We start from the raw sequence: 23,424 nt of genomic DNA on the forward strand, positions 1-23,424 counted from the left end.
TTTGACCAAAATAGCACAAATAATTTTTAATCGATGCCTGTTATGGAAAATGAGACGGATGAGCATCCAAATTAAAACTCCATATCATGAAAAGAATCCTATTTTCAATCATCTTGCTATTCGTTGTTTTTACCCTTCAGGCTCAAAAAATTACAGGTATTGTTACAGATGCGAAAGATAAACAACCCTTAATCGGCGCAACTGTGAATGTTAAAAATTCCACCATATCAACTGCAACAAATTCAAATGGGAAATATTCCATCAAGCTCACAGTAGACAACGCGGTGCTGGTTTTCAGCTACATCGGATATAAAAGCAAAGAAGTTAAGATAGGAAAAGATACGATCATTAACGTTTCTCTTAATCCGTCTAATTCAACTCTGGAAGAAGCTGTTGTTATTGGATATGGCACAGAAAAAAAAGATTTAACCGGCAGCGTAGCCGGGGTTATGAATCAAAGCAGCGCCAAATTATATATCAGGGGAGGTGCGGCCGATTTTAATACAGAATCTTATAATGGCATAAACGAAAACCGTTTTTTCCAGGCCAGACAAACTCCTTTGTCAACATTTGGTATAGACGTCGATGCGGCATCGTACAGCAATGTTCGTCGGTATATTAATAACGGCAACCTCCCACCTGTAGACGCTGTAAGAATTGAGGAAATGATCAATTACTTTAGTTATGAATATCCACAGCCACAAAACAACGACCCATTTTCGGTAAATACAGAAATTTCATCGGCACCATGGAACCACCAACACCGTCTGGTTCGAATTGGATTACAAGGCAAAAAAATACCCCTTACTAATCTTCCCGCCTCAAACCTTGTTTTTTTAATTGATGTGTCTGGCTCAATGAATCAGGCAAATAAGCTTCCGCTGGTTAAATCATCTATTAAATTATTGGTGGATCAGCTTAGAGAAAAAGATAAAGTATCTATAGTTGTGTATGCAGGTGCCGCCGGACTTGTATTACCTGCTACTTCCGGAGAAAGAAAGCAAACTATCAAAAACGCTCTCGATGCATTACAGGCAGGAGGGTCTACAGCAGGAGGGGCAGGCATTAAACTGGCTTATAAAATTGCGATGGAAAATATTGTTAAGGGAGGCAATAACAGGGTGATCCTTGCAAGCGACGGAGATTTTAACATAGGTGTGTCCAGCGATGGAGAAATGCAACGGTTAATTGAAGACAAAAAGAAAAGCGGGATATTTTTAACAGTATTGGGTTACGGAATGGGCAATTATAAAGACAGCAAAATGGAAACCCTTGCTGATAAAGGGAACGGCAATTACGCTTACATTGATAATATTACAGAAGCCCGAAAAGTATTGGTGAATGAATTTGGAGGCACGCTCTTTACCATAGCAAAGGATGTAAAACTACAGATAGAATTCAACCCTAAAAAAGTTCAGTATTATCGCTTGATAGGATATGAAAACCGTTTGCTGAACAAAGAAGATTTTAACAATGATAAAAAGGATGCCGGAGATCTGGGCTCAGGACATTCAGTTACGGCTCTTTATGAAATTATCCCGGTTGGCGTAAAAAGCAAATTCAAGGAAAGTGTGGATGATTTAAAGTATCAGAATAATTCAACCGATATCAAAACCCCTTACGGAAACGAGTTATTTACGGTTAAACTTCGTTACAAAACCCCGACTGGTAATACCAGTAAATTAATCGAAAAGTCAGTGCTTGACAAGAACATCGACTGGGATAAAACTTCTAAAGATTTTAAATTTTCGGCCGCTGTTGCCGGCTATGGCATGCTTTTACGGGATTCAGAATTTCTTCAGGAAACCAATTATCCGAAAGTTATTTCCTGGGCAAAATCAGGCCTCGGAGATGACGAAGAAGGCTACAGAAATGAATTTGTGCAATTAGTAAAATCTTCAGCCCTGTTGCCAAAAGAAAAATCCTCATCTGCAATGAAACCTTTAGACAGCAATTAAACCTTAACGTTCTATTTAATTCTACACTTTAAAGCAAATTGGTTAATTTACCGTTATAGAGAAAAGAATTAAATATGAAAAGAATTAGTATAATAGTCGCATTGGTTGCCTGTATATCACTCAGCAGTTGCGATACACTTAATCAAACTGCGCAAATATTGGGGCAAAATTTAGGCAACCCTACCTCTGCAGAAATAGCGCTCGGTTTAAAACAGGCGTTGGAGTTTGGAACAACATATAGTTCTGAACGTTTATCAGAACAAAACGGATTCTTTGGTAATGCTGCAATTAAATTACTGTTTCCACCGGAAGCGCAAAAAGCGGAACGTACATTAAGAAGCCTTGGCTTAAACAGACTTGCTGATAATGTTATTCTAAGCATCAACCGTGCTGCTGAAGATGCAGCCAGAGAGGCGAAACCAATATTTATTAATGCAATAAAGCAAATGACTATTGCAGATGCTACAAATATTCTCTTAACCCGTCAGAATGATGCAGCAACGCAATATTTTCAGCGGGTTACAACAGATCAGCTAATGATGTCGTTTAAGCCGGTAATTCAAAGCAGCCTGGGAAAGGTGGGCGCAACCAAATATTGGAGCGACGCTATTACTGCTTATAATCAAATCCCATTAACCGCTGATATTAATCCTGATCTCTCATCTTATGTAGCTCAAAAAGCAATAGAAGGATTATTTTATGAAATTGCCCAGGAGGAATTAAAGATCAGACAAAACATTTCAGCCAGAAACACTACACTGCTTCAGAAAGTATTTGGATATGCCGACAGAAACAAGGGTTAAGATCTATAATTGAATTTCTTGTAAATGATTTAGAAAGCAGGTTCCTTAATGGGAAACCTGCTTTTTCGTTAAGAATTCATGCAACTCACTTACCTTTTTTCGAGGCAGCCCAATCATTCATTTTCCTTTCAGCAACATTCAATGGCATTACGCCATCTTTCAAAAGCTCATCATGAAAATCAGCTAAGTTAAAATTTCTCATTTCCTTCTGGTATTTATTGCGAAGCTCCCAGATTTTTAAGGCCCCTATCTTATAAGAAAGAGCCTGACCGGGAATGGCCATGTACCGCTCAATTTCTGCAGTCGCCGCGTCTTTGCCTATAGCTTGGTTATCCATCATATATTTAATGGCCTCTTCGCGGGTCATACCTTTTGTGTGAATAGCAACATCTACCACTAAACGGATGGCCCGGTGCATCTCATCACCCAAAGCTCCCATATATTGGTAGGGATCGGTGTACAAACCGAGTTCTTTACCCAAAGATTCTGTATACAATCCCCAACCTTCTCCAAAAGCTCCGTACCAGGCAAATCTGCGAAACTTAGGCAAATCCTTGTTTTCCTGTTGCAAAGAAATCTGATAATGATGCCCTGGAATAGCTTCATGCAAGAACAATGATTCCATACCCGAAGTAATATTAAACTTTGTGGCATCCAGGATTGGCACATAAAATATTCCGGGCCTTGAGCCATCCGGAGATCCCTGATTGTATTCTGCACTTGCGGAAGCTGCCCTGAAAGCCTCTGTTTGCCTTATTTCAAATGGAGTCTTTGGCACCTTGCCAAACATCGATCGAAGCTGTGGCTCCATTTTCTTGTGGATCCCGTTAAACGCATTTAAAACATCCTGAGGGGTTTTGAAAGGCATAAACCGGGGGGAAGTTTTCATGAATTCGAAGAACTCTTTTAAATCGCCATAAAATCCAACCTGCTGTTTAATCGTATCCATTTCCGCTCTGATCCGTGTCACCTCTGATAAACCTGTCTGGTATATTTCTTCAGGCGTTTTATTGGTTGTGGTCCAGTATTTAACCAAATAAGGATATAGTTTTTTACCCCCCGGAACAGCACTTATTCCCGACGATGTCCTCGTTTTCGGCAGGTATTCATTTTTTAGAAAAATAGCCAGTTTCTTATACGATGGACTGACTTTTTCCCGAATGGCCACTTTGAATGAATCTATAATTGCGGGTTTATCTCCCTCAGAAAACTTGTCCGGGAATCGTACTACCGGAGTGTAGAACAGGCTTTTGGTAGGCTCGTCAACAATCATCGCTTCCATTTGCGGAATCATTTTCTGAACCAAAGGCCTCGGGAGAACGACCCCCGCTTTCATCCCTTTTCGGAAATTAACAATGGCAGAATCGACCCAAACCGAAAATCCATCAATACGCGCCAGCCAGTTTTTGTAATCCTCAGGCGTTTTAAAAGGTTGGTAACTTTCTCCAGAACCTAATTGGCCCATTGTTAAAGGTAATCCCCAAAATTGTTGAAATGGGATCATCCACTGGTTAGTTTTTAAACCCTCCAGCTGGATGTTCATTTCATATTGAAAAATATCATAACTGATTTTATCATTATCGTTTAACTCTTCACGATTAACTTCTGATAACTCCTTCAGGTAAGTTTGATAAAAAACAGCTAATGAATCCCGGAATCCCTTAGTCTGGTCATTTCTCAGAACAGCATTATACCGGTTATCTCCCTGTTGGGTAGCTTCTAACGGAAAAAATTGCGAACGTTCTTCCCAATACTTTTCAAATAGCTTAGTGATTTCTTTCATTTCAGCCTTCTCTTCTTCTTTAACCTGCTGTTTACAACCAAAAGAAGCAAGCAAGAAGCTGAGAATGATTACTTTTAACTTCATTTGTAATTTATAAAAAGTAGATTTAATAGATTAAACTTGCTTGTCTCCGCCTTCATCTTGTTTTTGTTTTGGCAAAACCTTAACATCCTTTTCCTGCTCGGTTTGAACAACGAGAACTGCATAAGATGCAGGTTCTATTTTTCGCCCATGTTTTTCTGTATATACCTGGGTAAATTCAGCACCAAAATATAAAATTGCTGCAGCGTAATAAACCCAGACCAATATTACAATCAAGGAGCCTGCAGCTCCGTAAGTTGAACCCGGGCCAACTTTATCAATGTATAAGCCTATCGCATAACGCCCCAGCATAAACAAAATCGCTGTAAAAATGGCCCCCGCCCGTACGTCCTTCCATTTGATTTTCACATCAGGTAAAAATTTAAATATGATAGCTAACAGCACGGTGATAATAAGAAAAGTTAAAGTCAAATTAAATATCTCTACCAGCAGGACCGTAATATCTTCAAAATACACCTTTAATCTGTCACTAAGCGCGGTAACCAATCCATTGATAACAAGCGATACAATTAAAAGGAAACCTATTGTAGCGATCATAGAAAAGGAAAGAAGCCTGTTGGTGATCATTTTTAACCAGCCCTTTTCTGGTTTGGCTTTTACTCTCCAGATTAGGTTTATTGAATCCTGAATTTCAAGAAAAACTCCTGTGGCTCCAATAAAAAGAGTTATTATGCCGACTATAATTGCCCAGGTAGATTTTCCTGAGATTGCAGTATTTTTAATAATATCCTGAACCTGCAAAGCGGCTTCAGCACCGATGAAGCCTTTAATTCCTCTGAAAACTTCCCCTTGAAAAGCATCATGTTTAAAAACATCAACTGCTATAAAGATTAGCATCAACAATAGTGGAGCAAGAGAAAATAGTGTATAATATGACAATGCGGCACTGAGTTTTAAGCACCGATCGTTAAAAAAACCATTAAAACTCCCCACTAATATTTTCCAGAGATCCTTAAAAAAATCTTTATTAAGTTTCATTCAATCAATTGTTTTTCACTAAAAAGAAAGAATTGATTAAAAGTGTTTTAATTAAGTTTTAAAGCTATCGGTTTGAGACGATTAGTAATTCTAAATCCTTTGGGGGAATATTAAACCGTTCTGCAAGATCTTTATTGGTAAGATGTCCCTGATATAAATAAATAGCATTACGTACTCCCGATTTTTCCCAGATCACATTCATAATCCCACCCATTTCGCCAATATCCATTAAAATCGGAGAAAATATATTTGTTAAGGCATAAGTGGCTGTTCTGGCAACTCGTGAAGCTATATTTGGTACGCAATAATGAATCACATCGTATTTTCTGAAAACCGGATGTGTGTGGTTGGTTATTCTTGAAGTTTCAAAACAACCGCCCTGATCGATACTCACATCAATTACCACAGAATTTGGTTTCATATGACTTACCGTTTCTTCACTTACAACACAAGGACTCAAACCCTTATGCGCACGTATCGCTCCGATAACTACATCGCACGTGGTAATTGCCTTATTTAGCACAATAGGCTGAATTACAGACGTAAATACCCGTGCACCGATATTATTTTGTAATCGTCTGAGCCTATAAATAGAGCTGTCAAAAACTTTAACTTCCGCTCCAAGAGCGATAGCCGTTCTTGCTGCATATTCACCCACAGTACCAGCGCCAAGTATAACCATCTCGGTGGGTGGCACCCCGGTTATCCCACCAAGCATCAGCCCCTTGCCATCAAAAACATTGCTTAAATATTCCGCCGCAATAAGTACGGACGTCGCGCCAACAATTTCACTCATGGAGCGAATCACGCTTAGGGATCCACCTTCATCCCGGAGATATTCATATGAAAGTGCTGTGATTTTTTTCTTCATCATGGCTTCAAGCGATTCCGCTTTAAGCGAACCCATCTGAAGGGTTGAAAATAAAACCTGAAAAGGTTTCATCATTCCGATCTCTTCCTGGGTAGGCGGACCAATTTTTATGATAATATCTGCTTTAAAAACTTCCTTCTTGTCATATTGAATTTTAGCGCCATGTTCACTGTAATCATTATCCGAGAAGTTTGCCCCCATTCCTGCACCCGATTCTATTACCACTTCATGCCCATTATTAACAAGCAAAGCCACAGAGAGAGGGGTTAATGCGATCCTGTTTTCCTGGAAAGATGTTTCTTTAGGAATGCCGATGTACAGACTGTTCTTCTTTTTCTTGGTCTCGAGCATTGCCTCCTGGGGCTGCATCATAGCTTGCTTTGCAATGTCAGACAGTTCACTCATCATACCATGTTTTTAAAAAAGTGTGCTGAAAATACGAAATCCGATTTACTTAGAGGTAATATAATGTCAATTAAACATTTGCATCTTAATTACACGTTCATTCTCTGAAGTTTCCAGCAATTTTAACTCCATAAATTTATCGGGAAGAAGATTAGAAATTTTTTCAGGCCATTCTATAAAACAGTAATTACCCGAAAACAAATAGTCCTCATATCCCAAATCAAAAGCTTCATTCTCATTTTTTATTCTGTAGAAATCAAAATGATAAATAATTTCATTGTTCCCCGAATATTCATTTACAATGGAAAACGTCGGGCTCGATACCGCGTCATCAACGTTCAAGGCATCACAGAGAGCTTTAATCAAGGTGGTTTTACCCGCACCCATTTCGCCATAAAAAAGAAATATGCGGTTATCTCCCGCAATCTCTAAAATCTTTTCCGCAGCTATGGGCAGCTCATTAAGGTTTGAAACTTTTAATTCCATTGTACAAAGATAAAAAAGTACTTTCTATCTGGGGCTGTATGTAGCATACGGAACGATCATCTCTTCCAGAGAGATCCCGCCATGCTGAAACGTTTCATTATAATAATTTACAAAATGATTGTAATTGTTCGGGTAAACAAAATAAGTATCCTCCTTAGTAAAAATAAAACTTGAACTTACATGAAGTTTTGGCAAATGTGCTTCATGGGGGTTCTTTACGAGAAAGACATCCTTTCCCACAAAATTTAGATTTTTACCTTGTTTATACCGCAAATTAGTGTTCGTATTCCTGTCGCCAATAACCTTGCTGGGATGTTTCACACGAATTGTTCCATGATCTGTGGTTATTACCAGCCGAACATTTTTGGTTGCCAGCTTTCGGATAGTTTCCAGTAATGGTGAATGCTCAAACCAGGACAGGGTTAAAGAACGATAGGCAGCCTCATCATTGGCCAACTCACGTATCATCGCCATATCGGTACGTGCATGCGAAAGCATATCCACAAAATTGTATACAATTACATTTAATTCGTTTGTTAACAAATTATTAATATTCTCTACCACAGCCTTTCCCTGTTCAAAAGTTAAGACTTTAGTATACGAATGCTTTAAATCTCGACGAATATTCCTGTTTATATTGTCTGCCAGAAATTGCTCCTCAAATAAATTTTTCCCCCCTTCGTCTTCATCATTTTGCCACATAGAGGGATATCGTTTTTCCATTTCAAGTGGCATTAGCCCCGAGAAAATTGCGTTTCGTGCGTATTGGGTAGCCGTTGGCAGAATACTGTAATAACTGTCTTCTTCTTCAAGTCTGAAATGCTCTGTAATCAAAGAATTGATCATCTTCCACTGATCATACCTTAAATTATCTATCAGAATGAAGAAAGTAGTTTTAGTATCCAATAACGGAAATAGCTTCTTTTTCAATAATTGATCTGATGTCACCGGACCAGACTCCTGGTCTTTACACCAGGAGAGGTAGTTCTTTTCAATGAACTTACAGAACTGCATATTTGCTTCCGATTTTTGCATCGTCAGGATCTCGTGCATGCCAGAATCCTCCAGTTGTTCAAGAGATAGTTCCCAATACACAAGTTTCTTATATACATCCACCCACTCTGTAAAACTCAGATTATCGTTCAATGTCATTCCCAGCGTTCGAAAATCCTGCTGATATGCCATTGAAGTTTTCTGGTTTACCAGCTTTTTGTTCTCTGTCAACTTTTTTATTGTTAACAGAACCTGGCGCGGATTTACCGGCTTAATTAAATAGTCATCTATTTTAGACCCTATCGCATCCTCCATTAAATATTCCTCTTCATTTTTTGTTATTAAAACAATCGGAACATCAGGATTTATATTTTTTATCTCGGCAAGTGTTTCCAGACCAGTAAGGCCCGGCATATTTTCATCAAGAAATACCAAATCATAAAAACCCGCTTTAAACGCATCTAAAGCATCGTTGCCGTTAGTAACAGTTTTTACATTATAGCCCTTCTCATTCAAAAGCATGATATGAGGCTTAAGTAAATCTATTTCGTCATCGGCCCAAAGAATTGTAGTTTCTTGCATATTTTCTGCTAAATTATTTATATCTCAGCCAAGGTATAACACTAAAACTAATTTTTTGTATCAGATAAATTAACAATTTTTGCAAACAACACTTTATTTTGAATAAGAAAAAAATTATTAACGACCCGGTTTACGGTTTCATTACTGTTCCTTCCGAACTGATATTCGACTTAATTGCTCATCCTTATTTCCAACGACTTCGAAACATTAAGCAGCTGGGTATGACCCATCTTGTTTATCCGGGAGCTATACATACAAGATTCCATCATGCATTAGGGGCTATGCACCTTATGGGGATGGCAATTGAAACGCTAAAAACTAAGGGACACGACATAACACCCGCAGAAGAAGAAGCTGTCACAATTGCTATCTTATTGCATGATATCGGACATGGACCTTATTCGCACGCCCTGGAACATACTATTGTTGAAGGAATATCGCATGAGCACATTTCATCTTTATTGATGGACAATTTAAACCGGCAGTTCGACAATAAATTAGAGCTGGCCCTGGAAATCTTCAATAATAAATACCATAAAACATTCCTCCATCAATTGGTTTCGGGCCAGATGGATATCGACAGACTTGATTATCTTAATCGGGACAGTTTTTTTACCGGAGTATCAGAAGGGATAATTGGATTTGACCGAATAATAAAAATGCTTGATATAGCCAACGGTCAGTTAGCCATAGAAGTAAAAGGAATTTATTCGGTTGAAAAATTTCTTATAGCCCGCCGGTTAATGTACTGGCAGGTATATCTGCATAAAACGGTAGTGTCTGCCGAACAAATGCTTGTAAAAATACTGGATAGGGCAAAGCACCTTGCGGGAAAAGGTAAAAACCTTTTTGCCACTCCTAATTTCTCCTATTTTCTCAATAATTCCATCAGCAAAATCGATTTTAAAAACGACCCTCAAAATTTGGAATGCTTCACACTTTTAGATGATTATGATATATTTACATCTATTAAGGTTTGGGCTGCAGATAATGACTTTATTCTTTCTACTTTATGTAAGAACTTGTTAAGCAGAAATTTATATCAGGTCGAAATAACTAATGACGCCCCCGATAAAGAAATTATTGATATATTGGGAAATAACGCTTTAGGTAAATATCCTATCGATGAAGACGATGTTTCTTATTTTGTTTTCACTGATACAATAAAAAATAACGCTTACCGGGCCGGAGCTGAAAATATAAATATCCTGATGAAAGATGGTTCTGTTAAAGATATCACTCAGGCATCGGATAACTCAAGCCTTGAAGCACTTTCAAAAACCGTGGAAAAACACATTCTTTGCTATATTAAGGACTTAAAACTCACAGAACAGTAAAAGTCTGCGTCTTTTTTGAAGTAATTCCTTCAAAATTTGTTCATATACTAATAACACCTAAATTTGCGGCGATGCAATTTACTGCCCAACAGATCGGAATTTTACTTAATGGTACAGTGGATGGAAATCCGGACGTTACAGTAGATCAACTAGCTAAAATTGAAGAAGCAACTGAAGGCTGTCTTTCTTTTCTGGCAAACAGAAAATATGAGCCCTACCTATATCAAACCAAAGCTTCAATTGTTATTGTAAGTTCTGACTTCATCCCTTCAGCTCATTATACGAGCACTTTAATTCGGGTGAAAGATGCCTATAGCGCATTTTCGATACTGTTAGAACAGTACAATACTTTAAAACTCGACAAAACCGGCATCGAACAACCTTCATTTATTCACCCAACAGCTACAATTGGCAAGGATGTTTATATCGGAGCATTTGCATACATAGGAGCGAATGCGGTTATAGGAAATAACAGCAAAATCTACCCACAGGTCTACGTTGGCGACAATGTTATTGTCGGGAATAATTCCACGTTTTTCCCTGGTGTTAAAATTTATTACGATTGTAAAATCGGGAATAATGTTATTATTCATTCAAGTACGGTGATTGGCAGCGACGGATTTGGTTTTGCACCGCAACCTGACGGCACTTATTCAAAAGTAAGCCAGATCGGAAACGTGATTATTGAAGACTCCGTTGAAATTGGATCGAATACATCGATCGACCGGGCAACTATGGGTTCCACAGTAATTCGCAAAGGTGTTAAACTCGATAATTTAATACAACTTGCACATAATGTAGATATTGGTGCAAATACGGTGATCGCATCTCAGACCGGCGTTTCGGGAAGTACTAAAATAGCAGAAAACTGTGTAATAGGCGGGCAGGTTGGCATTGTTGGACATATTGCCCTTGCTAAAGGCACCCAAATACAAGCAAAATCCGGTATTAGCCGCTCGATAGAGGACGAAGGAAAAAAATGGGCGGGCGCGCCTGCAACTACTTATAATCAACACATGAGAGCACAAGTTGTACTAAATCGATTGCCTGATTTAGAACGCAGAATCGAAGAGTTAGAGCGCAAGCTTCAGGAAAAAAATAAAATATAATCGCTATTATCTAAAAAATGACGATCAAGCAAAGAACGATCAAAACTGAAATCACTATTTCCGGAACCGGATTGCACACAGGGCAAGCGGTAAATATGACTTTTAAGCCTGCCCCGGAGAATCATGGTTATAAATTTAAACGAATTGATATTGAAGGTCAGCCCATTGTTGAGGCTGATGTTGACAACGTTACTGATACATCGAGAGGAACTAATTTATCTCAAAACGGTGCCAGTGTTAATACCGTTGAGCATGTATTAGCTGCATTAGTAGGACTAGAAGTCGACAACGTCCTTATTGAATTAGATGGTCCGGAAACTCCAATTATGGATGGCAGTTCTTTAAAATTTATCGAAGCTTTAGAGGCTGCGGATTTCGAAGAGCAAGATGCAGAAAGAGAGTATTACCATATTCCTCACAACATCCATTATTCGGAGCCTGACCGAAAAGTAGAGATGGTAGCCATGCCCTTAGATGATTATCGCTTCACTTGTATGATCGATTATAATTCGCCGGTTTTGGGGAGCCAGCATGCAGCCATCACAACTATTTCTGAATTTAAAAGAGAAATCTCCTCAAGCAGAACATTTTGTTTTCTTCATGAACTCGAAATGCTTTTGGAGAACGATCTGATAAAAGGTGGTGATTTAAATAATGCTATAGTAGTTGTAGATAAAGAAGTAAGCAAAGAAGAGCTGCAAAAACTGGGTATCTTATTTAAGAAAAAGGATATCGATGTAGCAAAGGAAGGCATCTTAAATAATATTGAACTTCGTCATCAAAACGAACCCGCCCGTCATAAACTATTAGATATGATTGGCGATTTGGCGCTTGTAGGAGTGCCGCTAAAGGGGCATATCATGGCTGCCAGACCAGGCCATGCAGCCAACGTTGCCTTTGCAAAAAAAATAAAAGCACAAATAAAAAAGGAACGCAGCAAAAAGAAAGTAAAGCTATACGATCCAAATGCTACACCTGTTTATGATACCGTTCAGATCATGAATATTCTCCCTCACAGGCCGCCATTTCTGATGATCGATAAAATTCTCGAACTAACTAAAAGTCATGTAGTTGGTTTAAAGAACATTACCATGAACGAAGAGTTCTTTAAAGGCCATTTTCCCGGCTCTCCATTATTTCCAGGAGTTCTTCAAATTGAAGCAATGGCACAAACAGGCGGAATACTGGTCTTAAATACAGTACCCGATCCTGAAAATTGGATAACTTTATTCCTTAAGATAGAAAACGCCAGGTTTAAGGACAAAGTTGTTCCTGGTGACACTCTGATATTTCAATGTGATTTACTTGCACCGATAAGACGGGGTATTGCGCAAATGAAGGGGATAGGATTAGTAGGGGACAGAATAGTTGTGGAAGCGGAATTAATGGCCCAAATTGTAAGAAGACCAACTGAAGAAATCTAAAATGATCCAACCTCTCGCATATATTCACCCACAGGCAAAAATTGCTGACAATGTTGTTATTGAACCGTTTGTTACTATCCATAAGAACGTTGAGATTGGTGAAGGAACATGGATTGGTCCCAATGTTACTATTATGGATGGGGCCAGAATCGGAAAAAACTGTCGTATTTTCCCTGGCGCTGTAATCTCTGGAGCACCCCAGGATTTAAAATATAGCGGCGAAGATACAACAGTAGAAATCGGCGATAATACCACTATCCGCGAATGTGTAACCATAAACAGAGGCACAAAAGACCGCTGGAAAACTAAAATTGGAAACAATTGCCTGATTATGGCTTACTGCCATATTGCACACGATTGTGAAGTAGGCAATTATTGTATTTTCTCCAACAACACCACGCTGGCAGGTCATATCACCGTTGGAGATTATGTTGTTTTAGCCGGAATGGTTGCTATCCATCAGTTTTGCAATGTAGGCTCCCACGCATTCGTAACCGGCGGATCTTTAGTACGTAAAGATGTGCCTCCCTATGTTAAAGCCGCCAGAGAGCCACTATCTTATGTTGGAATAAACTCTGTTGGACTTCGTCGAAGAGGTTATAGCTCCGACGATATCAATGAGATACAAGATATTTATCGTACGCTATTTGTAAAAAATTATAATGTAAGCGCAGCCTTAGATATCATTGAAGCAGAAAAACAACCTACAGAAATTCGAGATGAAATACTTGATTTCATCAGAAATTCTAACCGAGGAATTATGAGAGGATTTACCGGCGCCTGATAGACCTTGGAAACAGGAAACTTGCATAAAGCTTGTCATTTCAACCCACTTACAAGCTTATGCAAGCTTTATCGCCCCTATAAAATAAATCGCCTCTAATGAAAATTACATTAACAAATATCGGACGCCGGTTTAACCGGGATTGGATATTCAGAGATGTAAATTATTCTTTTGAACAGGGAAATACTTATGCCATATTGGGCCGTAATGGTTCCGGTAAATCTACATTGCTTCAGCTTATTGCAGGTAACCTTACTCCATCAAAAGGATCAATAGATATTGCTTCAAATGGTAAATCAATGGATCCTGACGAAGTATATCAGTCTTTAAGCATCGCAGCGCCTTATCTTGAGCTGATTGAGGAATTTACATTATCCGAAATGATAAATTTCCACTTTAAATTTAAATCTTATAGTAAAGACCTGAATAAAAACAGGCTTTTAGAAATACTGGATTTAAAAGGCTCTAAAAACAAAGCACTCAAGTATTTTTCATCAGGCATGAAGCAGCGTACAAAACTTGCCCTGTCCATTTGCTCTGATACTCCCATGTTGCTGCTTGATGAACCAGCTTCGAATCTGGATGCGGAAGCAATATCCTGGTACCTGAATTTAATTCAACAATACAGCACCAATAGAATTGTGATTGTATGCTCCAACCAGGAGCATGAATATTCCTTCTGCAAAAACCATCTAAGGATCTCAGATTATAAATAACAAGAGACCCCAGAACCTTCAAATCTTAAATTTACTTTTCCTGTCAGCACCGAAATCAATATCTTTGTAACCCAAAATCAAGATTTTTATGGCAAAAGCTTCAGATGTAAAAAGCGGAAATGTTCTAAGATTTAATGGAGAACTGGTAACAGTAGAAGAATTTTTACACCGTACCCCGGGCAACCTTCGTGCTTTTTACCAGGCCAAAATGCGAAATGTAAAAACAGGTAAACTTGTCGAATATCGCTTTCGAACAGACGAAGAGGTTGAAATTTGCCGGGTAGAAACTAATGACTATCAATATTTATATGATGAGGGTGATTTTTTTGTGGTAATGGACAATTCCACCTACGAGCAGTTCAATATTCCAAAATTTTTATTCGGAGACTCTGCACGTTTTCTAAAAGACGGAATGAATGTTATTATCGCCTTTGAAAGTGATGAGCCGATAATAGCACAAGCCCCGACAAGTGTTGAACTTGAGGTAACTTATACAGAGCCTGCGGTGAAAGGTGATACTTCTACCAATGCCCTTAAAAGCGCCACAGTAGAAACAGGAGTGGAAATCAAGGTTCCGATGTTTATTAACCTTGGAGACAAAATAAAAGTTGACACCCGCACCGGTGATTACATAGAAAGAGTAAAGTAACTTAAGACGGTTTAACTTGATTAGGCGATTCCATAGAAGTTTGAGATCGCCTTTTTTATTACATACGATACAAACCAATCGATTTACATTCGTTTGATTTATTTTAACTTAGCTCAGTGACTAAAAAAGAACTTCGATCGGTGTATTTACAAAAGCGGAAAGATTTGCTGCCTGATGAGCTGGAAAGCCTAAGTTCAGCCATTGTAGCCCGTTTTGACACGCTGAAACTCGACGCTATAAGATTTGTCCACATCTATTATCCGATTACCGGGAAACATGAGTTTAACAGCCTGTTACTTAAAGAGCATCTTTCGACTAAATTCCCTCAGCTTAAATTTATACTTCCCAAAAGCAATACTGAAGATCATAGCCTAACTAATATTCTTTGGGAGAAAGACACGCCTTTATCAATGAACCAATGGGGAATTACGGAGCCTGAATATGGCGAAGAAATTGATTCAAAACTAATTGATGCGGTAATTGTACCCCTACTGGCATTTGACCGCCTGGGGCACAGGCTGGGGTATGGTAGGGGATTTTATGACAGGTTTTTATCTGATTGCCGGCCGGATGTAATTAAAGCGGGAACTTCTTACTTTGAACCGGAAGAAAAATTTGAAGATGTTAATGAATATGATATTCCCTTAGATCTCTGTATTACTCCAAATGAGATCTGGAGGTTCACCTCACTCATTTAACCATAAAAAAAGCGGCTATATTAACATAAGCCGCCTTCTAAATTTTTTTATTTTTTGTCTATACCGTTTCTTCTATTTTATCTCCGGCTAAAGCTTCATCAACTAAGATACGCCCGCAATGCTCGCAAACGATAACCTTTTTGTGCTGACGGATATCAAGCTGACGCTGAGGAGGTATTTGATTGTAACATCCGGAACAAGAATCACGCTGAATGGTAACCACAGCCAATCCGTTTTTAGAATTATTACGTAAACGGTTGTAAGCTGTTAATAAACGCTCGTCAATAAATTGCTCTGCTTCTTTAGCTTTTTGAGATAGCTCATCTTCTTCTTTTTGAGTTTCAGCAGTAATGTTTTCAAGCTCTGCTTTTTTTATCTCCAAATCTTTACGACGAACTTCAAGATCTGCAACTGCACTTTCGTAAACCTGCGTTTTGTTAGCAATATCAAAACCAAGTTCTTTGATTTTCTTTTCGCAAACCTGTATCTCAAGACCCTGAATTTCTATTTCTTTTGAAATAGCATCATATTCACGATTGTTTTTAACATCATTGAGTTGGGTCTCGTATTTTTTCACAGCCGCCTGAGCGTCTCTGATCATATTTTTGCGGGTTACAATTGAATCTTCGTAATCATCCAATTCCGCCTTTATCTTTTGAATACGGGTTTCAAGACCAGCAACTTCATCTTCTAAATCCGATACTTCCATAGGAAGATCACCACGTACCTGCTTGATTTTGTCAACCTTTGTATGTATGTTTTGCAGTGCGTATAAAGCCTTAAGCTTCTGTTCTACTGTTTGTTCCATTAAATTAGATAATTTATGGGGTTTGTGTTATATTCTGTTAAATGGAGGGCAAAGTTAGCAAAATTTTTCCGAATAATTTCATACAACAATTGTTGTGTAAACTGCTCACTTTCAAAATGTCCGACATCTGCTATCACAAGTTTATATTCTGCATCAAAAAACTCATGATATTTAAAATCTGCTGTTATAAAAACGTCAGCTTGTGCAGAAATTGCGTGCTTTAAAAGAAAGCTTCCAGAACCTCCGCAAACCGCTACGTTCCTAACAGGTCTTCCTGTCAAAGTTGTATGCCTGATTACCCTTGCGTTTAGCTCAAGTTTAACGAAATTAAGAAAATCGATTTCGGTCATTTCCTTTTCAAGTGCCCCAATCATCCCTGCTCCCACCTGATCATGGGAATTAGTTAATTGATAAATATCATAAGCAACTTCTTCATAAGGATGAGCACTCTTTAAAGCCGATATAATTGCCCTCTCCTGATAATTAGAAAAAACTACTTCAATTTTAACTTCGTTCTCCCTATGCAATTCCCCTTTTTCTCCCACATAAGGGTTGGCATTTTCGGAAGCTTTAAAAGTTCCATAGCCTTCTGAATTAAAGCTGCATTCAGAGTAATTACCAATATTTCCGGCACCTGCATTAAATAGTGCAGTTCTGATATTCGACACATTATCTACGGGAGCATAGGTACTTAACTTTTTCAGGAATCCTTCTTTAGGCGAAAGGATACGTGGATTTTTCAATCCAAGCTTCTCGCATATTTTCCCATTCACTCCAGTTTGAATATGATCAAGATTTGTATGGATAGCATAAAGCGCAATATCATTCTTTAACGCTTTTATGACAACCCGTTCAACGTATGTCTTGCCAGTAAATTTTTTAAGGCCCTTAAAAACTATCGGGTGATGTGAAATTACCAGATTGCACCCTTTTTTAATGGCTTCATCTAATATCTCTTCTGTACAGTCTAAAGAAATAAGTGCTGCCCGGATTTCCTGGTCGGGATTACCTGTAATTAATCCGGAGTTATCATAATCTTCCTGATAAGACAATGGAGCCAGACTTTCCAGGAATGTGGTCAGTTGGTGAAGCTTCATATTATTCTTCTTCCTGATTAATGATTTCGGCTTCGTCGTTTTGGAGGACCTTTTTATACCAGATTACTTTCATCCAGTACTGAACAAAGGTAACGATCACTAAAAGCCCTAAAATATTGAATCCAACGGCAAGATCTGATTCAGATTTCTGGGGATTAAAGAGAATAACTAAAGATAATACCAAATAGATGAACCCTATAATTGCATAACTTAGTCCTGATATTAAAGTAGGCCTGCCTTCCACTTCAAAATCTCTGCTGTCTAGCTCGTTCTTTATAGACTGAGACAATTTAAACGCGACGAAAAAATTCCAAAACGTACTAAAGCCAGGTATCAAAAGAAGCCATATAAGCCCCGGCGCCAAACGCCTGTTAGCTTCTTTGACTAATAATAAGGTATTGATTAATGCCAGGCAAAAGAAAATATTAATTGCCAGGCCTATGGCTAAAAATAAATAATATAAAATTGGTGATATTCCAGGCATAATTTTAATTAAACCACTTATAAACTCTTATCAGAAGATTTATCAGCAGGCTGATAAGGATCATTGTGGTAAGCGGAAAATAAAATCGAAAGTTTTCTTTTTCAATTCTAATATCTCCCGGTAAATTACCAACCCAATGAAGCTTGTCGTGAAAAAAATAAATTATTATTCCAACAAACAGTATTGCCGATCCCGCAATGATAACCCATTTTCCGGTATCACCAGTCATTTTTCTCTACATTCCAACCTTAACCAGATTAGCGCATTCTAATGCCATGTTTTGATTATGTTCATTAGCAAGTCTTTTATGATTTATGGCGTCAACAATAGTACCAATAAAACATAAGCCAAAAGTAAAGAAATACAAAATGCCCATACCAATTTGGCCGATAACAAAGCGCTGCACGCCAGCAACAACGATTAAACCCAGTAAAGTGTATAGCAATAAATCGCTTGCACTTTGTCGCTTGCCCGAATAATACATTACGAACTGTTTAGCTTGTTCCTCGTTCATTCCCGACATAATTTGCTGCAAATATTGAAATTCTTCAGGGGTTAAGCCTTTAAGGTTATATAATAATTCTTTATACATTTTCTAAAATTATGTTTAGAAAGATAAGAAGTATTTTTTACTTAGAACGAAAATTCGATGGAGCAGAATTAGTAGCGCCGGGATACCAAACCAATGATACTCAAATGAGGATTTCAAATCACCATGAAAAACACTTGTGATGGACCTTCCCAAGCCACAACCAGGACACCAGGGAAACCCTAAATTTGATAATGGGCAGAGACTGAAATGCAACACACCCGGATTAGATAATGCTAAGGTTGTTAAAGCACTTATCCAGAAAATCAGTTCAAAATACCTATGCAAACTCAATTATAAATTATGCTGTTTATTCATTAGGAGTAAAGAAACCACAATATTAAAAAGAATTCCCACAATACCCGCACCGCCAATTCTCTGATAATAATCCATTGTAAGCAGAGTTGAACCGGAATATTGCATGTAAAGGGCGCTAACAGCCATATATAAAACAAAGCCTATCAGCAAAATTTTAAAACCCTCCATTAAGCCCTCAATGAATTCAAGTTTTCCGCCATTAATATTATTCCTGTAATTCTTTATCCCCAGATAAAGCCCTGTAAATGGAATAAATACAGACAAATATTCCATCCAATGAATATTAAAAGGACCACTTTTTGCCTGATCATAAACCCCTAATAAATGCATAAACATGATCCACACGCCGGTTAGCGCGCCAATTAATAAGCCGTACTTAAGTCCGTTTTTCATATTTCGATTTCAAAAGAATTAATTAAATAATTAACGTTCATATTCTTGAATTGTTCCTGAATTTGCTCAAAAATTAATTAATCACAGAATAGTATAAGTTTAATTTAATTTAATTTAAATTATTGGCATAAAAAATAATTTCTCCTGGACAGAAAGTACATAATTATTTTACACAACTCGGGGAGAGTTATTCAAGGGCTCTACTGCCTATTCACAACGACGCTTTATTATCTGCACTCGTAGCTTTAATTATTTTACAATGCTAACTTTTACCGGTACTATTTCTGCGCCATTGCAGGAATTTATAACAGAAGCACCCATTAAAATAAAAGTAAACATGCAAAATAATCTGATCTGAAAAGTCCGTGTTCGCTTCATAATACTTAAATTTAATTTCCAAAAGTTTTAATTCAAATTACGAACCAAAGTATGTTCTGGTTAAAAACATCTCTTTAGGCTATCTCTATTCAATTTAAAAAAATAATCTTACATAAAATGTCCATTTTAGGATACAATATTGCCTACTATTCGTGTAACTAATTCACATTTATTGAAGCTTCTCCGCAACCTAAATGAAGTGAATAAAAACAAATTTTAATCGGTTTTTGATATTAACTGAGTGTAGCAGGTATATTTGCATTTGAGATTTTGAAGTGAACATAAAAGAAATAATAAATTATTATAAAACTGATGCAAGGATTGAATCTTTAGCTAAAGGCATAAATTCTACAAGACATCCGCGGATTCACTTAAAAGGCCTTATTGGATCGAGTGATGCCGTGGCAGCTGCGGCTTTATACTTTTTGAATCATTCAAATTTGCTTTTTATATTTCCGGATCGGGAAGAGGCGGCGTATTTTCAAAGCGATCTCGAGAATTTGCTGGATAAGGAGGTTCTCATATTTCCTTCCTCATATAGAAAACCGTTTGAATTTACCCAGCCCGATCCAGGCAATGTTCTTCAACGGGCAGAGGTATTAAATGAATTAATTCACTCTACTGAATTCGGAAAATTAATTGTCACTTATCCGGAGGCTCTTGCCGAGCGTGTTATAAACCGTGACTCTCTTGAAAAGAACACATTAGAAATCTCCCAGGGGAATAAGCTAAATATCGATTTTATTAATGAATTTCTAATTGAGTATGATTTTGAACGGGTGGATTTTGTTTATGCCCCTGGTCAATTTTCTATACGAGGTGGCATCGTGGATATATTTTCATTTTCTAACGATTTACCTTATCGCTTTGAGTTTTTCGGTGATTTTATTGAGAGTATCCGAACCTTTCAAATTGAAGATCAACTATCAGCAGAACATGTTAAAAGCGTAACTATTGTACCCAATGTTCAGTCGAAATTTCTAACAGAACACAATATTACCTTACTTGAATATATTGATTCGGGAACCAGTGTCTGGTTTAAGGATGTTCAGTTTACACTGGATGTTTTAAAAGACGGGTACAAAAAAGCTATCGAATTGTGGAAAGCCCTTCCGGCTGATACTAAAACCCAGAACCCCGACTGGATAGATCCTAAATTTAGCTTCACAGAGGAAAAATTGTTGGCAGATCAATTAAAAGATTTTCCGGTGATTGAGTTTGGCAAACAGTTCTTCTATCAGCCCTCAGAAATCATTGAATTTGATTTAAAACCTCAGCCCTCATTTAATAAAGATTTTAACCTGCTTATTCACAACATCAAAAAGAATGAGAGCGAAAAGCTTACCAACATCATTTTTACCGATTCGGTAAGGCAGGCAGAACGTTTATATGCCATATTTGAGGATATAGATAAAACTGTAAAATTTAATTCGATCAACTTATCCTTACGGGAAGGATTTATTGATTATGAGCAAAAGCTTGCCTGCTATACTGACCACCAGATTTTCGACAGATATTATAAATACAAGTTAAAAAAAGGATATACCCGTTCTCAGGCCATCACCCTTAAAGAGCTCAAAGAACTTAAACCAGGCGACTACATTACACATATTGATCATGGTATAGGCAAATATGCGGGATTGGAAAAAGTTGAAGTAAACGGCAAAACCCAGGAAATGATCCGTCTGATTTATGCGGATAATGACTTACTGTATGTTAATATAAACTCCCTGAATCGTATTTCTAAATATTCGGGTAAAGAAGGCACCGTTCCAAAAATGAATAAACTGGGAACAGACAGCTGGGAGAAATTAAAGAAAACGACAAAAAAAAAAGTTAAAGACATTGCCCGCGATTTAATAAAGCTTTATGCTGTGCGTAAGGCCCAAACCGGCAATGCTTTTCTTCCCGATACTTATCTTCAAACTGAACTTGAAGCATCTTTTATTTACGAGGATACTCCCGACCAGGAAAAAGCTACGGCCGATGTAAAGAAAGATATGGAGTCGCCACATCCTATGGATAGACTGGTTTGCGGCGATGTGGGATTTGGCAAAACAGAAATCGCTGTGCGGGCAGCGTTTAAAGCCGTTACAGATAGCAAACAGGTTGCCATTTTAGTACCCACAACAATTCTTGCTTTACAACATTATAAAACATTCAGCGCGCGTTTAGCGGATTTTCCCTGCAATATTGATTATATAAACCGTTTCAAATCTCCAAAACAAATAAAAGAGACCCTCAATAAACTTGCAAATGGCAAAGTAGATATCATAATCGGAACTCACCGGATAGTTAGCAAGGATGTTAAGTTCAAGGATCTGGGTTTACTGATAATTGATGAAGAGCAAAAATTTGGCGTGGGAGTTAAAGAAAAATTAAAGCAGCTTCGGGCCAATGTAGATACGCTTACGCTAACAGCAACTCCAATTCCCAGAACATTACATTTCTCTTTAATGGGAGCTCGTGACCTTTCTATAATATCAACCCCACCACCTAACCGGCAGCCGGTAGTTACCGAGCTGCATGTATTTAACGAACAGCTTATAAAAGATGCTGTTGAATTCGAGATTAACCGTAACGGACAAGTATTTTTTATACATAACCGCGTACAGGATTTAGCACAACTTGGAGGGCTGATCCAAAAGCTGGTCCCTAAGGCAAGAATTGGTATTGCTCACGGACAGCTTGATGGTGACGCTCTTGAAGATGTAATGCTTAAATTTGTGGATAATGAATACGATGTACTGGTAGCAACAACCATTATTGAAGCTGGCCTCGATATCCCTAATGCCAACACAATACTTATTAACCACGCTCACATGTTTGGCTTAAGTGATTTGCATCAGATGAGAGGAAGGGTTGGCAGATCGAATAAGAAGGCTTTTTGCTATTTGTTAAGTCCGCCATTATCGACATTAACATCTGAAGCCAGAAAACGATTGAGCGCCATTGAAGAGTTCTCAGATCTTGGAAGCGGGTTCAATGTTGCCATGCGGGATTTGGACATTCGTGGCAGCGGAAATTTATTAGGCGCAGAACAAAGTGGTTTTATTGCCGAAATTGGTTTCGAAATGTACCATAAGATTTTGGATGAAGCCATACAGGAGTTAAAAGACGATGAATTCAAAGATCTGTTTAAAGATGAAAAGCCTAAGCCATTTATTTCATTCACTCAAGTAGATACCGACTTAGAGGTTCTCATTCCTGATAGCTATGTCACCAACATAACCGAAAGGTATAACCTGTATACGGAGATTTCTAAACTTGAAATCCAGGAAGAACTCGATGCGTTTGCCTTAAAGCTTCAAGATCGCTTCGGGCCGGTTCCGAGACAGGTCCGCGAATTGTTAAAAACGCTGAAGCTTCAATGGCTTGGCAAATCCATTGGATTTGAAAAAATATCGTTTAAGAAAAACTCTCTAAAAGGATACTTTATTTCCGACCAGCAATCCAGGTATTTTGAAACTGAACAATTTACAAGGCTTCTTCAATATGTTCAGCAAAATCCGTTCGACTGCAATATGAAAGAGGTGAAAAATTCTTTAAGGATTTCTTTTGATAATATAAGCAGTCTGGATGATGCTATAGCCAGATTATCTGAGATTGCTGATCCGGTAAATGCGGAATAACATGGCTTTAAATTGAATATTGAAATCCAAGATTCGGAACATTTTAC

Annotated in this window: 22 protein-coding genes; 10 read left to right on the top strand and 12 right to left on the bottom strand. The window is 38.0% G+C overall.

Features of this window, described 5'->3' with window-relative positions; translation table 11 throughout:
• Nucleotides 1-86: 86 nt before the first annotated feature.
• Both WG906_RS11700 and WG906_RS11705 read left to right on the top strand, forming a co-directional pair.
• Entirely contained in the window at nucleotides 87-1,958 is a 1,872-nt protein-coding gene (locus WG906_RS11700) for a vWA domain-containing protein (RefSeq protein WP_339992805.1), read from the top strand.
• 74 nt (nucleotides 1,959-2,032) lie between these two features.
• The gene (locus WG906_RS11705; RefSeq protein WP_339992806.1) at nucleotides 2,033-2,761 is read left to right on the top strand and encodes a DUF4197 domain-containing protein; all 729 of its coding nucleotides are present in this window, start codon (nucleotides 2,033-2,035) and stop codon (nucleotides 2,759-2,761) included.
• 85 nt (nucleotides 2,762-2,846) lie between these two features.
• Here WG906_RS11705 and WG906_RS11710 read toward each other — a convergent pair whose 3' ends face one another.
• The 5 genes from WG906_RS11710 to porX form a co-directional block, all read right to left on the bottom strand.
• Nucleotides 2,847-4,628: a DUF885 domain-containing protein gene (locus WG906_RS11710; RefSeq protein ID WP_339992807.1), complete on the bottom strand. Its 1,782-nt coding sequence runs from the start codon at nucleotides 4,626-4,628 to the stop codon at nucleotides 2,847-2,849.
• Between the two features lie 30 nt (nucleotides 4,629-4,658).
• The gene (locus WG906_RS11715) at nucleotides 4,659-5,624 is read right to left on the bottom strand and encodes a YihY/virulence factor BrkB family protein (RefSeq protein WP_339992808.1); all 966 of its coding nucleotides are present in this window, start codon (nucleotides 5,622-5,624) and stop codon (nucleotides 4,659-4,661) included.
• A 64-nt stretch (nucleotides 5,625-5,688) separates the two neighbouring features.
• Nucleotides 5,689-6,900 carry an alanine dehydrogenase gene (locus WG906_RS11720; protein ID WP_339992925.1) on the bottom strand — a complete coding sequence of 404 codons (1,212 nt, stop codon included), beginning with the start codon at nucleotides 6,898-6,900 and terminating at the stop codon, nucleotides 5,689-5,691.
• A 66-nt stretch (nucleotides 6,901-6,966) separates the two neighbouring features.
• Nucleotides 6,967-7,386 (bottom strand): tRNA (adenosine(37)-N6)-threonylcarbamoyltransferase complex ATPase subunit type 1 TsaE, encoded by a 420-nt coding sequence (tsaE, locus tag WG906_RS11725; RefSeq protein ID WP_339992809.1) that lies wholly within the window; start codon nucleotides 7,384-7,386, stop codon nucleotides 6,967-6,969.
• Between the two features lie 24 nt (nucleotides 7,387-7,410).
• Nucleotides 7,411-8,961: a T9SS response regulator signal transducer PorX gene (porX, locus tag WG906_RS11730; protein WP_339992810.1), complete on the bottom strand. Its 1,551-nt coding sequence runs from the start codon at nucleotides 8,959-8,961 to the stop codon at nucleotides 7,411-7,413.
• A gap of 98 nt (nucleotides 8,962-9,059) precedes the next feature.
• Between porX and WG906_RS11735 the strand changes: the two genes are divergently transcribed.
• The 7 genes from WG906_RS11735 (at nucleotide 9,060) to WG906_RS11765 (ending at nucleotide 15,678) form a co-directional block, all read left to right on the top strand.
• The gene (locus WG906_RS11735) at nucleotides 9,060-10,298 is read left to right on the top strand and encodes an HD domain-containing protein (protein WP_339992811.1); all 1,239 of its coding nucleotides are present in this window, start codon (nucleotides 9,060-9,062) and stop codon (nucleotides 10,296-10,298) included.
• A gap of 71 nt (nucleotides 10,299-10,369) precedes the next feature.
• Complete coding sequence (gene lpxD, locus WG906_RS11740; protein WP_339992812.1) at nucleotides 10,370-11,407, top strand: UDP-3-O-(3-hydroxymyristoyl)glucosamine N-acyltransferase; 1,038 nt, start codon at nucleotides 10,370-10,372, stop codon at nucleotides 11,405-11,407.
• A gap of 17 nt (nucleotides 11,408-11,424) precedes the next feature.
• Nucleotides 11,425-12,831, top strand: a complete 1,407-nt coding sequence (locus tag WG906_RS11745; RefSeq protein ID WP_339992813.1) for a bifunctional UDP-3-O-[3-hydroxymyristoyl] N-acetylglucosamine deacetylase/3-hydroxyacyl-ACP dehydratase — start codon at nucleotides 11,425-11,427, stop codon at nucleotides 12,829-12,831.
• A gap of 1 nt (nucleotide 12,832) precedes the next feature.
• Nucleotides 12,833-13,615: an acyl-ACP--UDP-N-acetylglucosamine O-acyltransferase gene (lpxA, locus tag WG906_RS11750; protein WP_339992815.1), complete on the top strand. Its 783-nt coding sequence runs from the start codon at nucleotides 12,833-12,835 to the stop codon at nucleotides 13,613-13,615.
• Nucleotides 13,616-13,713: 98 nt separating this feature from the next.
• Nucleotides 13,714-14,331: an ABC transporter ATP-binding protein gene (locus WG906_RS11755; RefSeq protein ID WP_339992816.1), complete on the top strand. Its 618-nt coding sequence runs from the start codon at nucleotides 13,714-13,716 to the stop codon at nucleotides 14,329-14,331.
• A gap of 88 nt (nucleotides 14,332-14,419) precedes the next feature.
• Entirely contained in the window at nucleotides 14,420-14,980 is a 561-nt protein-coding gene (gene efp / locus WG906_RS11760; RefSeq protein WP_339992817.1) for an elongation factor P, read from the top strand.
• A 116-nt stretch (nucleotides 14,981-15,096) separates the two neighbouring features.
• Nucleotides 15,097-15,678 carry a 5-formyltetrahydrofolate cyclo-ligase gene (locus WG906_RS11765; protein WP_339992818.1) on the top strand — a complete coding sequence of 194 codons (582 nt, stop codon included), beginning with the start codon at nucleotides 15,097-15,099 and terminating at the stop codon, nucleotides 15,676-15,678.
• A 58-nt stretch (nucleotides 15,679-15,736) separates the two neighbouring features.
• Here the strand turns inward: WG906_RS11765 and WG906_RS11770 are convergent, their stop codons facing one another.
• The 7 genes from WG906_RS11770 to WG906_RS11800 all read right to left on the bottom strand — a co-directional run bounded on the left by WG906_RS11770 (nucleotide 15,737) and on the right by WG906_RS11800 (nucleotide 19,367).
• Entirely contained in the window at nucleotides 15,737-16,486 is a 750-nt protein-coding gene (locus tag WG906_RS11770) for a zinc ribbon domain-containing protein (protein WP_339992819.1), read from the bottom strand.
• Nucleotides 16,486-17,583, bottom strand: coding sequence for a Nif3-like dinuclear metal center hexameric protein (locus WG906_RS11775; RefSeq protein WP_339992820.1), 1,098 nt, complete (start codon nucleotides 17,581-17,583; stop codon nucleotides 16,486-16,488). The genes WG906_RS11770 and WG906_RS11775 overlap by 1 nt, the downstream gene beginning before the upstream one ends.
• A gap of 1 nt (nucleotide 17,584) precedes the next feature.
• Nucleotides 17,585-18,067: a hypothetical protein gene (locus WG906_RS11780; protein WP_339992821.1), complete on the bottom strand. Its 483-nt coding sequence runs from the start codon at nucleotides 18,065-18,067 to the stop codon at nucleotides 17,585-17,587.
• 4 nt (nucleotides 18,068-18,071) lie between these two features.
• Nucleotides 18,072-18,296 carry a DUF2905 domain-containing protein gene (locus WG906_RS11785; RefSeq protein WP_339992822.1) on the bottom strand — a complete coding sequence of 75 codons (225 nt, stop codon included), beginning with the start codon at nucleotides 18,294-18,296 and terminating at the stop codon, nucleotides 18,072-18,074.
• A 6-nt stretch (nucleotides 18,297-18,302) separates the two neighbouring features.
• Complete coding sequence (locus WG906_RS11790) at nucleotides 18,303-18,659, bottom strand: TM2 domain-containing protein (protein ID WP_339992823.1); 357 nt, start codon at nucleotides 18,657-18,659, stop codon at nucleotides 18,303-18,305.
• A 15-nt stretch (nucleotides 18,660-18,674) separates the two neighbouring features.
• The gene (locus WG906_RS11795; protein ID WP_339992926.1) at nucleotides 18,675-18,875 is read right to left on the bottom strand and encodes a DUF2752 domain-containing protein; all 201 of its coding nucleotides are present in this window, start codon (nucleotides 18,873-18,875) and stop codon (nucleotides 18,675-18,677) included.
• 75 nt (nucleotides 18,876-18,950) lie between these two features.
• Nucleotides 18,951-19,367, bottom strand: a complete 417-nt coding sequence (locus WG906_RS11800; protein ID WP_339992824.1) for a DUF4199 domain-containing protein — start codon at nucleotides 19,365-19,367, stop codon at nucleotides 18,951-18,953.
• 653 nt (nucleotides 19,368-20,020) lie between these two features.
• On the opposite strand from WG906_RS11800, the gene mfd reads away from it, so the two are divergent.
• Complete coding sequence (mfd, locus tag WG906_RS11805) at nucleotides 20,021-23,377, top strand: transcription-repair coupling factor (RefSeq protein ID WP_339992825.1); 3,357 nt, start codon at nucleotides 20,021-20,023, stop codon at nucleotides 23,375-23,377.
• Nucleotides 23,378-23,424 lie beyond the last annotated feature (47 nt).

Origin of the sequence: Pedobacter superstes (assembly GCF_037622515.1) — a bacterium.
Classification (GTDB): Bacteria; Bacteroidota; Bacteroidia; order Sphingobacteriales; family Sphingobacteriaceae; genus Paradesertivirga; species Paradesertivirga superstes.